This window comes from Streptomyces sp. NPDC006430 (assembly GCF_040612395.1).
GTDB lineage: Bacteria > Actinomycetota > Actinomycetes > Streptomycetales > Streptomycetaceae > Streptomyces.
Genome location: NZ_JBEXQA010000027.1, coordinates 18695 through 34165, shown reverse-complemented (window position 1 = coordinate 34165; position 15471 = coordinate 18695). Strand labels below are relative to the sequence as shown.

At 69.3% G+C, this 15471-nt stretch carries 13 protein-coding genes; 7 read left to right on the top strand and 6 right to left on the bottom strand.

Translation table 11 applies throughout. From position 1 onward, the window contains the following. Positions 1-9: 9 nt before the first annotated feature. The 5 genes from ABZZ20_RS28755 to ABZZ20_RS28735 all read right to left on the bottom strand — a co-directional run bounded on the left by ABZZ20_RS28755 (position 10) and on the right by ABZZ20_RS28735 (position 7315). Complete coding sequence (locus tag ABZZ20_RS28755) at positions 10-1704, bottom strand: DUF885 domain-containing protein (protein ID WP_356874472.1); 1695 nt, start codon at positions 1702-1704, stop codon at positions 10-12. Between the two features lie 290 nt (positions 1705-1994). Next, positions 1995-2600, bottom strand: a complete 606-nt coding sequence (locus ABZZ20_RS28750; RefSeq protein ID WP_356874470.1) for a response regulator transcription factor — start codon at positions 2598-2600, stop codon at positions 1995-1997. 804 nt (positions 2601-3404) lie between these two features. Continuing rightward, positions 3405-3914 carry a GNAT family N-acetyltransferase gene (locus ABZZ20_RS28745; RefSeq protein ID WP_356874468.1) on the bottom strand — a complete coding sequence of 170 codons (510 nt, stop codon included), beginning with the start codon at positions 3912-3914 and terminating at the stop codon, positions 3405-3407. Then, positions 3907-5169: an MFS transporter gene (locus ABZZ20_RS28740; RefSeq protein WP_356874466.1), complete on the bottom strand. Its 1263-nt coding sequence runs from the start codon at positions 5167-5169 to the stop codon at positions 3907-3909. Before ABZZ20_RS28740 ends, ABZZ20_RS28745 begins: the two co-directional genes overlap by 8 nt. A gap of 10 nt (positions 5170-5179) precedes the next feature. Then, complete coding sequence (locus tag ABZZ20_RS28735; protein WP_356874464.1) at positions 5180-7315, bottom strand: YcaO-like family protein; 2136 nt, start codon at positions 7313-7315, stop codon at positions 5180-5182. A gap of 393 nt (positions 7316-7708) precedes the next feature. Between ABZZ20_RS28735 and ABZZ20_RS28730 the strand changes: the two genes are divergently transcribed. The 3 genes from ABZZ20_RS28730 to ABZZ20_RS28720 all read left to right on the top strand — a co-directional run bounded on the left by ABZZ20_RS28730 (position 7709) and on the right by ABZZ20_RS28720 (position 9258). Continuing rightward, complete coding sequence (locus ABZZ20_RS28730; RefSeq protein WP_356874462.1) at positions 7709-7885, top strand: hypothetical protein; 177 nt, start codon at positions 7709-7711, stop codon at positions 7883-7885. Positions 7886-7938: 53 nt separating this feature from the next. After that, positions 7939-8754, top strand: coding sequence for a DUF899 domain-containing protein (locus ABZZ20_RS28725; RefSeq protein ID WP_356874460.1), 816 nt, complete (start codon positions 7939-7941; stop codon positions 8752-8754). Positions 8755-8883: 129 nt separating this feature from the next. Then, entirely contained in the window at positions 8884-9258 is a 375-nt protein-coding gene (locus ABZZ20_RS28720) for a VOC family protein (RefSeq protein ID WP_356874458.1), read from the top strand. Between the two features lie 2 nt (positions 9259-9260). On the opposite strand, the gene ABZZ20_RS28715 is transcribed toward ABZZ20_RS28720, so the two are convergent. Continuing rightward, positions 9261-9620, bottom strand: coding sequence for a transposase (locus tag ABZZ20_RS28715; RefSeq protein WP_356874456.1), 360 nt, complete (start codon positions 9618-9620; stop codon positions 9261-9263). Between the two features lie 185 nt (positions 9621-9805). Here ABZZ20_RS28715 and ABZZ20_RS28710 point away from each other — a divergent pair, with 185 nt between their 5' ends. The 4 genes from ABZZ20_RS28710 to ABZZ20_RS28695 all read left to right on the top strand — a co-directional run bounded on the left by ABZZ20_RS28710 (position 9806) and on the right by ABZZ20_RS28695 (position 15441). After that, positions 9806-10756, top strand: a complete 951-nt coding sequence (locus ABZZ20_RS28710) for a MerR family transcriptional regulator (RefSeq protein WP_356874454.1) — start codon at positions 9806-9808, stop codon at positions 10754-10756. Beyond that, positions 10753-11988, top strand: a complete 1236-nt coding sequence (locus ABZZ20_RS28705; RefSeq protein WP_356874452.1) for an MFS transporter — start codon at positions 10753-10755, stop codon at positions 11986-11988. The genes ABZZ20_RS28710 and ABZZ20_RS28705 overlap by 4 nt, the downstream gene beginning before the upstream one ends. Positions 11989-12469: 481 nt before the next feature. Next, positions 12470-13921 (top strand): DUF4158 domain-containing protein, encoded by a 1452-nt coding sequence (locus ABZZ20_RS28700; protein WP_356874450.1) that lies wholly within the window; start codon positions 12470-12472, stop codon positions 13919-13921. Beyond that, complete coding sequence (locus ABZZ20_RS28695) at positions 13879-15441, top strand: transposase (RefSeq protein ID WP_356874448.1); 1563 nt, start codon at positions 13879-13881, stop codon at positions 15439-15441. Before ABZZ20_RS28700 ends, ABZZ20_RS28695 begins: the two co-directional genes overlap by 43 nt. Positions 15442-15471 lie beyond the last annotated feature (30 nt).

Genomic DNA, 15471 nt, shown 5'->3' with positions numbered 1-15471 from the left:
GGGCCCGGCTCAAAGCGCTGAAATCTCGCTCAGCAGGTCGTCCAGGCCCAGCGAGCCCTGCGACAGCGCGGCCATGTGCCAGGCCTTGAGGTCGAAGTCCGCGCCGTGCCGGGCTCGGGCCGTCTCCCGGCCCATGAGCCACACCCGTTCGCCGAGCTTGTAGCCGACGGCCTGGCCCGCCATGCCCAGATAACGGGTGATCTCGCTCTCGACGTAGTCGGCGGGGCGGCTGGTGTGACGGGCGAGGAACTCCTGAGCCAGCCCCGGCGTCCAGCGCTCGCCCGGATGGAAGGGGGAGTGCTTCGGGATCTCCAGCTCCAGGTGCATCCCGATGTCGATGATGACGCGGATGGCCCGCATCATCTGCGCGTCCAGATAGCCGAGCCGCCGCTCGGCGTTGGCCAGGAAGCCCAACTCGTCCATCAGACGCTCGGCGTACAGCGCCCAGCCTTCGACGTTGGCGTTGACGAGGCCGACGGTGGTCTGGTAGCGGGAGAGGTTGTCGGCGACGTGCGCCCACTGGGCGAGCTGGAGATGATGACCGGGTACGCCCTCGTGGTACCAGGTGGTGACCAGGTCGTAGACCGGGAAGCGGGCCTGCCCCATCGTCGGCAGCCAGGTGCGTCCGGGCCGGGAGAAGTCCAGCGACGGCTCGGTGTAGTAGGGGGCGGCGGCACTGCCCCGCGGGGCGATGCGCGACTCGACCCGGCGTACCCGCTCGGCCAGTTCGAAGTGCGTGCCGTCCAGCGTGTCGATGGTTTCGTCCATCAGCGACTGGAGCCACTGCCTGGTCTCCTCGACCCCCTCGACGGCCTCGCCGTGCTGGTCGCACCATGCCAGCGCCTCCCAGGGGGTACCGGCGCCCGGCAGGACCCTTTCGGCCTCGGTGCGCATCTCGGCGAGCAGCCGGTGGAACTCGGCCCAGCCGTACGCATAGGCCTCGTCCAGGTCGAGGTCGGCGCCGTTGTGGTGACGGGCGAGACGGACGTAGCGCTCCCGCCCGACGACGTCCGGCGCGCCCTCGATGGCCGGCGCATAGGTGTCACGGAACCAGTCGCGCAGTTCCGCCAGGGCGCCGGTGGCCACTGTGGCGGCCGTGCTGAGCTCGCCCCGCAGCCGCTCGGGACCGGGGTCGGTGAACTCGGCGAACCAGCTCCGGTCCGTACCGATCCACTCGGTCAACTGGCCAACGACGGCTGAGACCTGCCGAGGCCCTGCGGGCAGCCCGCCTGCGAGGCCTGCGTTCAGGGAGGCCCGGTAGCCCGCCAGGGCGTCCGGCACGGCGCGTAACCGTCGCGCGATCGCTGCCCAGTCCTCGTCCGTGTCCGTGGGGGTGAGCGTGAGGACGTCGCGGACCTGGCGCAGGGGTGAGTCGAGGTTGCTGACCGCACGCAGGCCCTCGCCTGCCTCGTGCACCGCGAGTTCGGCGGTGAGCCGTTCGCGCAGCAGCCGGGCGCAGCGACGTTCGGCGATGTCGTCCCCACCGGGAGCGGCTTCTGCTTCAGCGAGCTGCCGCAGGGTCGTACGGGCCAGCCGGGCCACTGCTTCCTGGCCCTCAGGCGAGAAGTCGGGGAGCCGGTCGGAACTCTTGGCGACGCCGAGGAAGGTGCCGACGATCGGGTCGAGTTCGATGAGGGCGTCGACATGGGTGTCGGCCACCTGACGGGGCAGCCGACCGCCCATGGGATTGATGGAGTTGGGCATGCGAGCCGTCCTTGTGCCGATGCGTCTGCTTTTCAGTGCCGCCGTGCTGGACATCTGGTCGTTCCTGAGCGAGGACGGCCGGTGGCGCATCCCGCCGGCGCGGTACGGACATTAGCAGTCGGTCCTTACGCCGCAACAGATTTATAATGCATTCGTCGCCATGCGTTCTGCATGGCGACGAATGCCAAGGCTGGACGCGCGAGGCGCCACGGATAAGAGCTTCGTGCTGCTGGCGCAGCCGTCGAGGAGATTCACCCGTGCGCGACCCGCGGAATCCGACATCCTTCGAATCAGATCAATTCCAGATTCCGGGCGATGCGTAACGCGTCAATGCGGTTGCGTGCGCGCATGTTCGCCACTATGGACGCAATGTAGTTGCGTACGGTCCCTTCGGACAGGGACATCCGTGCGGCGATCTCCTCCATCGTGTCGCCGCGGTCGAGATGCTCCAGCACGGACAACTGCCGGGGCGTCAGCGGGTGGTCTCCGACGGCCACGGCCGCGACCGCCAGTTCGGCGTCGAAAGCTCGCTCACCCTGGTGCACCAGACGGATGGCCTCGAAAAGGCGCTGAGGCGGGACGCTACGCCGCACCATTCCGTCGATTTCCCCGGTGAAGGCCCTGCGGACGACCGATCGGACGCACGCGGTGGGAACCAACAGTGTGCGGACCTCAGGAAGGATGGCGATTTTCTCGGCAATGTCGACCGTTTCCTCGTCCCTGCCTTCGAAACTGATGATCGCGACATCGGGTCGATTCAGCTCGGCGAACTCAAGCGCGGCGTACCTATTGCTCACCGATCCCACGACTCTGATCTCCGGACTCTGTTCCAGCAGTGCCGTGAGCGCACATCGAGACAGGGCCAGATCATCGTAAACCATCACATCGATACCCACTCGAATCCCCCTATCAATTGAGACGATGCAGCAATGGTGTGCGCGTACGAAGAATTCATGTGATGCCGTGCAGGGTGCCAACACAGCGGTGGACCGGCACGAGCTCGGTGTCCAGCCGCGAGATCACGGCGGCGTCCTCCTCGGCGCCGGGCATCGCGCCGGTTCCACATGAGGCAGGGATGATCCGGCCGCCGTGGCGGGCCGCGGGCAGCGTGGGAGGCCGGCCACAGGACGGGCGCGACCCGGGAGTCGTGGGCATACCGGACACCCTTGCACGCGACGCGCTTCGGACCTCGAACCGTTTGTTGCCTCTGTCAGCTCGTCCTCGCGGATGCACGCCCGGCCGCGCCACTGGCTCCATGACGTACGCGCCGTCCCGCCCGACACCGAGGAGCGAGCACGGGGTTCAGCTGCCGGGCCTTGGCTCCCTGGCCGGGCGTACGTCCGGCCAACGGCTCTGTCCGCTGTGAGCTCGGTCGTCTCGGGGCAGGCGGCGGGCCGGCCGCCATGCTGCCCGGCACCGCGGGGAGCGCGGGGAGCACCTCGACCGCGCATCGACGGCGGAGCTCCGCTCCACGACCCGGGGCGTAACGCGGGCGATGGAGCGGAATCGCGTGCGCTCATTTTGCCGGGTCGGGTCCGCCAGGGCCTCGGAGGGGGTGACCGGGTCCAGGGTGCCGGAGCCGCACGGAGACGATTTCCCGCACAGGGTCGGAGACGGGCACACCGGCATGGCGCCGGGATACTCGTTGATCCCCGGCCACCGCACCGGCCGCCCCGAGGCACCGGCGAGCGGCGCGCCGGTCACCGCAGCGGCGTCAAAGGGAGTGCAAGGAGGTCCACACCGTGCGGTGGCCCCGTGAGTTCACCGACCTTCGTCCAGCCCCACCGCCGGTACATCGCGCGCGCCGACGCCCTGCTCGACGCGGCGAGTACGGCGAACGGCTCGCTGCGGTCGGCCAGCAGCAGGTCCAGCAGCTCGCGCCCGTACCCGCGGCCGCGCAGCTCCCGTACGACCGCGAGCTCGTAGACGTAGAACAGCGAATGCCGGCGCAGCCGCGGCGGCGCGGGCGCGGCGGCGCGCGGATGCCACCACCCCTCCTCGCGGTGCACGCCGTAGGCGAACCCGCTGAGGACGCCGCCGTCGCCGACGGTGGTCACGGAGAAACCGGGCAGCGCCGCATGGCCGGCCAGCTGCCGGACGAAGCCGTCCGCAGCCGCCGCGTCCTCGTGGTAGGGCGGCTCGCAGTAGACCCGGTGGTAGACCTCGCGGAACTCCTCGGGGCGGCGGACCTCGGAGCCGCGCTCAGGCATCGACGGTCTCCCGCTGGATGTGTGTGGGCAGCACACGGTGGAGTCGGTGCAGCACCACGACCGCCACGAGGCAGCAGAGGCAGAGCGCAAGCCACGGCAGGCCCGCTCCCCGCGCCAGCAGCCAGGTGAACACCGTCGGTGCCAGCACCCGGGCCAGGCTCCACATCAGCTCCTCCAACCCCAGGTACCGGCCGCGAAGGTGCCCTGCGGCCATTCCCACGATCAGTGCACTGCTCGTCGGGGCCTGGAGCAGCTCCGCGACCGTGAAGACGACCATGCCCAGCACGAGCCCGCCGAAGGCCAGTCCGACGTGCTCGCCGGGCACCAACGCGAACAGGACGAAGGACACCATCCACAGGACGGCCGCCACCTGGAGCACTCCGGGCCGCCGGTACCGTTCGACCGCCTTGGCCAATGCGGTCTGCGCCAGTACCACCATGACGGTGTTGATCGCGAACAGCATCCCCGGCTGCCACGCCGGCAACCCGCGCGCCTCGATCACGTACGCGCTCAGCAGCACGGTCAGCGCGAGGTCACACAGCGCGAACACCCAGACGGTGGCCAGGACGCCGAGGAACGCCCGGTCGGCGAGCACCTCCCGGTACCCGCCGCGTCGTACCTCTGGAGCGTCCCCGGCCGGGACGGGGGCGGCGCCGACGGGACGCGGGACGGCGGTCCGGCGCCAGGTCGCGACCAGCCCGGCCGCGAGGAGGAAGGACACGGCGTTCAGCGCGACCACGGCCGTGTAGCCGGAGGTGCCGCCCCAGCCGACGAGCGTGCTGCCCACCAAACCCCCCGCGCCGATCCCGGCGTTGCGCAGGGACCGGTCCATCGCGTACCAACGCGCCCGCTGCCCGTCCTCGGCCACCTGCGCCACCAGCGCGAAGACCGCGGGCCGGAACAGGCTGTCGCCCCACAGGGTGGCCGTGACCAGCACGACCAGCTGCCAGGGGGTGTCGGTGAACACGTAGGCGGTGAAGGTCAGCACCCGGATCAAGTTGCTCGCGACCAGCACGCCCCGCGGCCCGATCCGGTCGATCAGCCGGCCCCCCAGCGGTCCCGCGGGCAGCGAGAGCAGCGCGCCGGCCGACAGCATCAGGCCGACCGTGGTCAGGGGGATGCCCTTGGCTGCGTGGAAGTACACGACGGCGAAGGGGAGGAAGAGCCCGGTGCCCAGGGCGTCGACGACCTGGGCGACGATCAGAGGTCGGCGGCCCTTGGTGTTGGGCAGGCCGAGTGTGTCGATGACAGCCATCGGTTATCCCTCACGCGTGGGGCAGTGGGAAGACGTTGAACTCCTCCTCGGCCAACGGCTGTGACCGCCAGCCGAGCCGTACGCCCGCGCGGCCGATCCTGCCGTCGCCCCACATGGGCATGCCGGCGGGGAAGTTCGACACGAGACCGGGCACGATCGTGTGGGCGGCGCTGAATCCGGCCGCTTCGGCGTCACAGGTCGTCAGGTCGATGCTGATCACCTCGAAGCCACGGGCCTCGACCCGCTCGCGGTACGCCTGGAGGCTCCGCTGCGCGAGCGCGGGCAGCCCGTCCCAGGGCCGGGTGGGCAGGTCCTGCACCCAGGGTGCGACCCGCTCCCCGGCCCGGGGATCGAGGTGGACCTGCTGCTGGCACAGCAGGTCCCGGACGTCGCTGAAGTCCGGGCGGTAGGAGTCGAGATAGCGCCGGTCGGCGCGGTACGGCTTGAGGTTGCCCAGGTGCGGCAGCCCTGCGAGACCGTCCGCCAGCGCCTTGTCGTCGTCGAGGAAGCGGCAGGTGTGGTGCAGGGTGAACCCCTCGGCGAGGGCCTTCTCCGCCGCCTCCTGCGGGTCGGGCCGGGTGGCGAAGCCGATGGCCAGCCATCCGGCGGCCCGGTCGCGCACGACCGCGGCGAGCACCGGGACGTCGAACTCGTTGTCCAGAGGGATCAGGGTGATGTCGTAGGCGTCCAGGCTGTCCGCGACCAGCTCGCGGATCCGATCGGGCACCGGCAGCCGGGGAAGGCGGGCTGCGTTGGCCCACCACAGCATGGTCGTGTCGCGCTCGATCACCTCTTCGAGCCCCGAGGTGACGGCGTGCTCCTCGCTCACGCCGCAGGCCACGCCGGCCACCAGCGGGTCGGAGTAGGCAACGGGGTCGTGCTCCCCGTGGGCGACCAGGAAGGCGGGCACCCACACCGGCTCGCCGGTCGTCCACGAGCGGCCCTCGACCCAGGCGCACTCCGCGTCCACGGTCAGCGGCGCGAAGGGGAAGCCCTCGCTGCGGTACTGCCGCTGCGAGTACAGGTGCAGCCGGCGCGGGTCGAGCGCGGGCACTCCGGCCCTGCGCAGCTGGGCATGGCTGCCGAACCGGAGCCGGTCCTCGGGCAGTCGGCTGCCGCAGTAGCGTTCGACTGCCTCGCCGACGGCGCTGCGGCGGGCGGCGTCGAAGTCGGACCAGGACGTGCCGAACGCCTGCCGGTCGTTGGGCCAGTCAGCAACGCGCCGCATGTCGGCGACGTCCACCGCGCACACCCGCAGCAGCGCCGGCATGCCCGGCAGGGGTGCCAGCTCCTGAACGCCGGTCACCACGCCGACCTGGTCGTCGACGAGCAGCCCGGCCTCGGCGTCGCCGCGCACCACGGGCCGCGGCCTCGTCGGAACCGGCAGGACGGTGCGCTCGATCCGGTCGAGCCGGCGTGGATCGAGCTCGACCTCGCCGACGGTGGCCTCGCCGGTGACCCAGCGCTCCAGGTACGTGCCGAGCTGTGCAGACGTCCAGCGGACGTCGCCGTCGCGGAGCCGGTGGCCGTCCGGCTGCGGCGCGGCCCGCATGGCCTCGACGATCCGGGGGTCGTGTGCCGCGGAGAGCCTGCGGTCCAACACGTCGGCGAAGTCCGCCGTGGTACCGGGGGTGATGGCAGGACCGAGGACGGCCCGGCCGCGTTCGTGGCGCAGCGGCAGCCAGCGCAGGCCGAGCCGGGCACACAACTCGTCGATACGGCTCAGTTCTCGGTGGGCGGGGTACGAGAAGGCGGCGACGAGCACGGTGTCGCGGACGTCGACGACGGACAGGTCCTCCGGGGCCGGCCCGACATGTGCGTAGCCGGTGGTGCTCAACGCGTGGGCGAGTGGGGCGGTGAGCTCCGGAGCGCCGGTGATGAGGACCGTGGTACGCGCCACTCGCGCGGCCCGCTCGGGGTCGGGGGCTTCGGCCGGCCGCAGGCAGCCGTCGTGCCGCAGGACGTCGAGCACCTCGGCGTATTCGGGGGCCATTCCCGCCAGCAGTTCGCTGCTGGACCTGGTTCCGTCGCAGCGCGCCACCCATGCACGGAACTCGGAGGTGGGGGCGGAAATATAGAACTGCCCACCATTCGGAGTGGCGAGAAAGCACAGGTCCTGCTCGAGGTCGTATATCTCAACGTCCACGATTTCCAAAGCGGTGTCGTCCGCCGGCATATCAGCCCCCATAGAAACTGACTCCTGATGCAAAGTGCCACGGTCCCGGGAGGAACCCCGGGACCGTGGTCGCAGGACCTTAGAAGGTCAGCTTCACTTGGCGACCGAGCGGTTGTGGACGACGGCACGGTTGTGCACGACCGCGCGGTTGTGGACGACGGCACGGTTGTGCACCACGGCGCAGATGGCGTTGGTCTTGACGGTCGAGATCATGGAAATTCCTCCCACTTCGCTGTCAGGGACAAGAAATACGTTACGTATGTTCAGCACCGTGGCCTAGGTGCATTCCTCACGAACCGTCATGCACAACGCACACGTCACCCGGACTCCCTGTTCGGGAATACGACAGGAGGGGTACGGCGTTTGCCGGCCCCGTTCGACCCTGCGAGCCGTCCCGGCCGGGAGATCGTGGGCGCCACCCGCGGCGACGTCCCGTACGAGGAGAACGCCGACTACGACTCCGCCCTGCGGCGCGAGCCGCTGACCAAGCCGTCCCCCTGCCGCGAAGTGTTCCCCCCGGGGCGTGAGTCTGTCCGGTGAGCGTCGGAAGACGTGCTATGACGCACCCGGCACGGGACACGACGGAGGACACCATGACGACCACGCCCCGCAACGTGAGCAGCGACCTCCCCGGCAAGCCGCCGGTCGTCGACCTGGCTACCTGGCAGGCGGCGCGTGAGGAGCTACTGGTCCGCGAGAAGGCACACACCCGTGAGGGCGACGCGATCGCCGCGGCCCGGCGGCGGCTGCCGATGGTCGAGTTCGACGGCGCGGTCGAGGTCACCGGCGTGGACGGGCCGGTCCCGTTCCTCGACCTGTTCCAGGGGCGCGACGAGCTCGTGGTCTACAAGCACATGTGGTACGACGGCGCGCCGCACCAGGGGCAGTGCGAGGGCTGTACCACCACGGTCTGGCACGTGAAGGACGCCGTCTACCTCAACGCCCGGGGCGTCTCGTTCGCCGTCCTGACCTCGGGGCCGTGGGACGAGGTGGCTCCGTACGTCGAGTTCATGGGATACACCCAGCCCTGGTACTCGGTACGCGGCGTGGAGGCGCCGATCGGCGGGGAGATGGGGCACATCGTCTGTTTCCTGCGCGACGGCGACCGGGTGTTCCTGACCTACTCCACGACGGGCCGTGGCAACGAGCGGGTCAACGGGTCCCTCGGCCTGCTCGACATGACGCCCTACGGCCGCGGCGAGGCGTGGGAGGACAACCCCGAGGGCTGGCCCGTGATCGGCGATGTCCGCGAGGGGCACCCGTCCGAGGCCCGCCAGGCCTGCTGGTACTGGCGCTCGGACGCCGACGGCGTCGCCAGCTGGGGCCCGACCAGCCGGCCCGTGCCGCAGTGGACCCGCCCCGGTGCAACCCCCGTGGAGACCCTCGGCCGGCACGGCCACCACCACTGACACGCCTTCGGCGACGGCGTCGGCGAAGCCGACGGATCGACGTACGCCGCGCATGCCCGCTGCGGCGCCGGGTACCACCCCTCTCATACGGAGGGCTGGGAAGCGCCCGAGGGACGAAGGGTGTCGGGAATGATTCGAAAGCTGCAGGCGATCGCGCTGGACTGTGCCGATCCGGTACCGCTCGCGAAGTTCTACGCGGATCTGCTCGGCGGCCGGTTGGTCGCGGACCCGGATGATCCCGACTGGGTCGAGGTGCACGGGTTCGAGGGAACGCCGCTGGCCTGCCAGCGGGTGGACGGATACCGGCCGCCCGAATGGCCCGGCCAGCAGCACCCGCAGCAGCTCCACCTGGACTTCGACGTGGACGACCTCGACGGGGAGGAGAAGCGGGCGCTCGCTCTCGGCGCGACCGTGCTGGAGCGGACGGACCAGATCCGCCCGGAGGCCAACTGGCGGGTCTACGCGGACCCGGCAGGCCATCCGTTCTGCCTCTGCCTCCACTGAGTTCACCGGGCGAGGGAGTGGTCGGCTTTGCGTTCGTAGCGTCGGTGGAGTCGGCGGCAGCCGGCGAGCCGGGCCATGGTGCGTTCGATGGTCCAACGGTGGCGGCCCAGCCGCTGTGAGGATTCGACACCCATGCGGGCGATGCGGTGGGTGATGCCGCCTCGCGTAACCATCGCCGCAGGTGGGAGTAGTCGTAGCCCTTGTCGCCGGGGAGCTTGCCCGGCTCGCGCCGTTTGCGTCCGCGACGGGACCGGATCGGCGATGCCCTTCACCAACGGGATCAAGGCCTGGCTGTCGTGCAGGTTCGCCACCAAGACCCCGACGAAGTTAGCCAAACCGCAGGCTACGGAGGGGGTGATCATTGACGAGAACACTGGTGTCCGGTCACGCGGAAGACCCGTCGGTGCAGTCGTCATGCACAGCGTGACCACAGGTGGGCATCTACTCATCTCTCGTCGCTGAACGTGTCCGCGGGCTTTGCTGAGCAGGTCAGCCTGGTGACCGTGAGGCTTGAGTCTCCGGTAAGGGGAGACGTGAAGGTAAGGGCATGAACGGCGAGACGCTCTATTCGATCGGTGCTCTGGCTCGGAGGACGGGCCTGACGGTGAAGGCCATCCGGTTCTACGCAGATACCGGGATCGTGCCACCAACCGACCGCACTCCGGCCGGATACCGCCGGTACGGTGCCGATGCCATCGCACGCCTCGAACTCGTACGCACTCTGCGCGAGCTGGGAATCGACCTGGCCACGATTCGTAAGGTCATGGACCGGGAGGTCTCGCTGACGGACGTTGCGGCGACACACGCCGAGGCACTGGACGTGCAGATCCGCGTCCTGCGGCAGCGCCGCGCTGTGCTGACGGCTGTGGTCAGGCGCGGCTCGACTCCACAGGAGATGAACCTCATGCACGAACTGGCACGTCTGTCGGAAGTCGAACGGCAGTGTCTGATCGACGACTTCCTCGGTGCCGTGTTCGACGGCCTGCATGATCACCCCGCGTTCGCTGCGGTCACCCGCTCATTGACACCCGAACTGCCCGACGATCCCGAGCCCGAGCAGATCGAGGCGTGGGTGGAGCTGGTTGAGCTGTTCCAGGACCACGATTTCCGCACCACACTGCACGGCATGGCCCAGGACTTGGCGGCCGACCGGGCCCCAGACGACGCCACGGGCCTGCCCCGGATCCTCGCCGATGCCGTCCGAGTCCAGGTGGCACCGGCTCTCGAGGCCGGTGTCGAGCCGGACTCGCCTGCCGCGGAGCCGATCGTGACCGCTCTCGCGGCCCACTATGCGCGCATCCTCGGCTGCCCAGCCTCACACGATCCCCGTACCCTCTACCGGCGCCTTGCCGCCCGGCTGGAGCAGATGAACGACCCGCGCCGGGACCGGTACCTGTCGTTGCTGGCCGTCGTCAACGGCTGGCCGGCACCCGGGAGCCTGGCGCCCGTGCTCACCTGGTCCACTGCGGCACTCCGTACCCGGATACCGCAGCGATGAGCCGATCACGCACCACGCCCAACGCCACGAGATCGGACCACCCGACCCCGTATCGGTTTCTTGCCGACTACCAGACCCTGCTCCGCGTGCCGGGCTTCTGGCGCATGGCCATCATCGGCATGACGTCGAAGCTGGCCGCGAGCATGACCAGCTTGAGCCTGCTGCTTCTGGTCAGCGGCTCCTATTCGTACGGGACCGCCGGACTGGCGGTGAGTTGCTCCACCCTCGGTCAGGGTCTGACCGCACCGTTGCGCGGACGGCTTATCGACCGCTTCCCGATCTGCCCGGTCCTGCTCAGCTGCCTCGTCGCCTATCTCACCGCCACCATCGCCCTGATCGTGGCGGTGCGGAACGGCGGTGGCGCCACGCTGATCTGCTCACTGGCCGCAGCCGTCGGCGCGAGTGCTCCACCCGTCGCGGTCATGATGCGTTCTGTCTGGCACAGCGTCACCACCAGCACAACCCTGAACACGGCCATGGCGCTCGACGCTTCCATGATGGGTGCCGCGCTGATCGTTGGTCCGGTGCTCGCCGGCTGGCTCAGCCTGTCGCTCTCGCCTCTCCTGCCGTATGCGGCCATCACGACGATGACGGTCACCACCGTCGCACTGGTCGTGGTCAATTCCTCTGCTGTCGTCACGCCTTCGGCTGAGGTTGGGCACTGGCTGGGGCCTTTGGCGTCGTCGCCGTTGCGCCGCCTGCTGGCCGCCGACGCCCTGTTCGTCATGGGGGTGACGGCCGTGGACGTGGTGCTGCCGATCTACGCGCGCCAGGAGCACGCGGCCGAGCTGACCGGCTTCTATCTCGGAAGCCTTGCGGTCGGCAGCGTTGTGGGGAGCTTTGTTCTGGGTACGGCCACGAACCGGCTGCCGCGTCGACTCGCACTTCCGGTCCTGCTCGGCCTGTTCGCCCTCGGATGTGCCGCTCTGGCTGTGGCCGCAGGGCTCTCCCCGATGGCGGCCCTCATGGTGTGCCCAGCCGCCGGCCTTGTCATCGGGTCCCTCTTTGCTCTTCTGCGCACCACTGGAGGTGATCTGGCCCCGGCTGGGCAGGTCACCGAGACCATGTCCTGGCTCAGCGCCCTCGACATGGCCGGTGGCGCGGCAGGGGCAGCCGTGTTCGCGCACCTCGCCGATGCGAAAGGAAGCCTGACGGCACTCGTGCTGGTCCCTGTGCTGGTCGTGACGGCAGCTGTGGCCAGCTGGCGGGGCCAGGCTCGGCAACGTCGTTGACGTCCCTGCAGCCGTCGTCAGAGTGGCCGCAACCCGCCGACTCCGGCGACGGGGCGCTGACCTACCGGACGCCCCGCGGTGCGGTGAAGGCGAGGGAGTGGTCGGCTTTGCGTTCGTAGCGTCGGTGGGGTCGGCGGCAGCCGGCGAGCCGGGCCATGGTGCGTTCGATGGTCCAACGGTGGCAGCCCGGCACGGCGGTATGCCCTTCTCTAACGGGATCAGGGCATGGCTGTGGTGCAGGTTCGCCGCCGAGATCCTCACAGAGAGGGGCAGACCGGTCCGTTCGGTGATCACGTGATCTTCGAGCCGCACTTGCCCCGGTGGACAGGATTCGGACCTGTCAGGTCGCCCTTTTCAAGGCCCCGGTCTCCTATCTCTGACCCACGGTGCAAAGTAGTCGCCGCTCCTTTCGGCCCTCCCGTTGCTTCGTGTCTGACCACTTCGTTAGGCCGAACGAGTAGTCGACGGAGGGGGAGTGTTCATGCGCCGGGAGTGGTCGCCCGAGGACGTGGTGGCGTGCTGGACGCCTGTGGGCAGTGACTGGGACCTGGTCGCGAACAAGTCCGGCCCGACCCGGCTCGGGTTCGTGCTGATGCTGAAATTCTTCGAGCTGGAGGGCCGGTTCCCGCAGCTCGTTGAGGAGTTCCCGCAGGCCGCGGTCGACTACGTGGCCGACGTGGTGAAGGTGCCAGCGGACGACGTGGCGAAGTACGACCTGTCGTCCCGGTCGGCCAAGGGGCACCGTACGCAGATCCGCGAGGCGCTCGGCTTCCGACCGGCGACCCGCGCGGACGAGGAGCGGCTGACGGCCTGGCTCGCCGAGGAGGTTTGTCCGGTCGAGTTGGCGGAGGACCGGCTGCGCGAGGCCCTGTTTGTGCAGTGCCGCAGCGACCGCATCGAGCCCCCGGGCCGCGTCGAGCGGATTGTGGCCGGGGCGCGGGCGCGGGCGGACCGGGTCTTCTGCACGCAGACCGTCGGGCGCCTGGGCGACGTGTGCGCCGGGCGTCTGCTAGTCCTGGTCGCGGAGGGCAATGAGGATGGCACCGCGCTGTTGGCTTCGCTCAAGCGGGACCCGGGGGCGGTGGGGCTGGACTCGCTGCTGACAGAGATCACCAAGCTGACCGAAGTGCGCAGGCTCGGGTTGCTCGAGGAGCTGTTCGCGGACTGCTCGGAGAAGCTGGTGGCCGCGTGGCGGGCTCGGGCGATCAAGATGTACCCCTCGGACTTCCGGGATGCGGGCAAGGAAGTGCGGGTCACGCTGCTGGCGGCGCTGTGTGCGTCACGGAAGGCAGAGATCACCGATGCGCTGGTGGAGTTGCTGGTCGCCCTGGTCCACAAGATCAATGCCCGTGCTGAGCGGCGGGTGGAGAAGCAGCTGACAGCCGAGCTGAAGAAGGTGAGGGGCAAGGAGGGCATCCTCTTCAAGCTGGCGACGGCCGCGGTCGACAAGCCGGACGAGGTCGTACGGCGGGCGCTGTTTCCCGTGGTGGGCGAGAAGACGCTGCGCGAGCTGGTGGCCGAGGCGAAGGCGAACGAGAAGGTCTTCAAGGCCAAGGTGCGCACCACTCTGCGGTCGTCGTACAGCTCGTACTACCGGCAGATGCTGCCGCCGCTGCTGAAGACCCTGGGTTTCCGCTGCAACAACACCGCCTACCGGCCGGTGATGGACGCGCTCGTGCTGCTGGAGAAGTACGCCGAGGTCGACGGAAAGACCCGCCTCTACGACGCCGGCGACGTGGTGCCGATGGACGGCGTCGTACGCAAGGACTGGCGCGAGGCCGTCGTCGATGACAAGGGCAGGGTCGAGCGCATCCCGTACGAGCTGTGCGTTCTGGTGGCGCTGCGGGACGCGATCCGGCGTCGGGAGATCTATGTCGAGGGCGCGATGCGGTGGCGCAACCGGAGGATGATCTGCCCGGAGATTTCGAGGTAACCCGCACCGTGCACTACGCCGCGATCCGCCAGCCGATGGACCCCGAGGAGTTCATCGCCGACCTGAAGCTGCGGATTGCCTCCGGACTGGACCGGCTGTCGGCGGCGCTCGCGGACGGCTCGGCGGGCGGGGTGAAGATCACCACTCGCAAGGGCGAGCCCTGGATCACCGTGCCCAAGCTGGAGCCGCTCGACGAGCCCACCGGCCTCCAGGCGCTCAAGGATGAGGTCGTACGCCGTTGGGGAGTGCTCGACCTCCTGGATGTGCTGAAGAACGCCGACTTCCTGGCGGGCTTCACTGATGAGTTCGCCTCGGTCGCCGCGTACGAGCGGATCGACCGTGCCACCCTCCAGCGCCGACTCCTCCTGACACTGTTCGCCCTCGGCACGAACATGGGCATCCGGGCGATCGTGGCTACCGGCGAGCATGGCGAGACCGAGGCGGCGCTACGTCACGTGCGCCAGCACTTCATCACCGTCGACAACCTGCGGGCCGCTGTCACCAGGCTGGTGAACGCCACCTTTGCCGCCAGGGAGACCGCATGGTGGGGCCAGGGCATTGCGTGCGCGAGCGACAGCAAGAAGTTCGGGTCCTGGTCATCGAACTTCATGACCGAGTACCACGCCCGCTACGGCGGCAACGGCGTGATGATCTACTGGCACGTCGAGCGGAAGAACGTCTGCATCTACTCCCAGCTCAAGAGCTGTTCCTCCTCCGAGGTCGCGGCGATGATCGAGGGCCTGCTGCGGCACTGCACGGACGCCGAGATCGAGTCCAACTACGTCGACACCCACGGCGCGTCCGTGGTCGGCTTCGCCTTCACTGAACTGCTCAACTTCCGGTTGTTGCCCCGGCTGAAGAACATCTGCAGCATCCGTCTGTACCGCCCCGATGACACCCCGCCTGGCTGGCCGGCGCTCGGCGGCTCCCTGACGCGGCCAATCCGCTGGGAGCTGATCGCCCAGCAGTACGACCAGATGGTCAAGTACGCCACCGCACTGCGCCTGGGCACCGCCGAGGCCGAGCAGGTACTGCGGCGCTTCACCCGCGGCGGCCCCAAACACCCCACCTACGCCGCCCTCGAAGAACTGGGCCGCGCCGTACGCACGATCTTCGCCTGCGACTACCTCGCCAGCCCCTGCCTCCGCCGCGAGATCCACGGTGGCCTCCAGGTCGTGGAGAACTGGAACAGCGCGAACACCGTCCTCCACTACGGCAAGGACGGCGCCCTGACCGGCCCGGACAAGGAGCACGCCGAGACATCGATGCTTGCCCTGCACCTACTCCAGTCCGCGCTCGTGCACATCAACACCCTGCTGCTCCAGCAGGTCCTCGGCGAACTGACCTGGGCATCGAAGCTCACGAACGAGGACCGGCGCGGACTGACCGCGCTCTTCTGGTCGAACATCAACCCGTACGGAACCTTCCGGCTCGACATGAGCCAGCGGCTCGACTTGAGCTTGGTCGCAGCCGTCCCAAGGCCCCGTACGTTCACCGCTCCCGCAGGTTCGCGCGGCTGAAGCCTGCACATCGAGCGCAGGACACGCGAA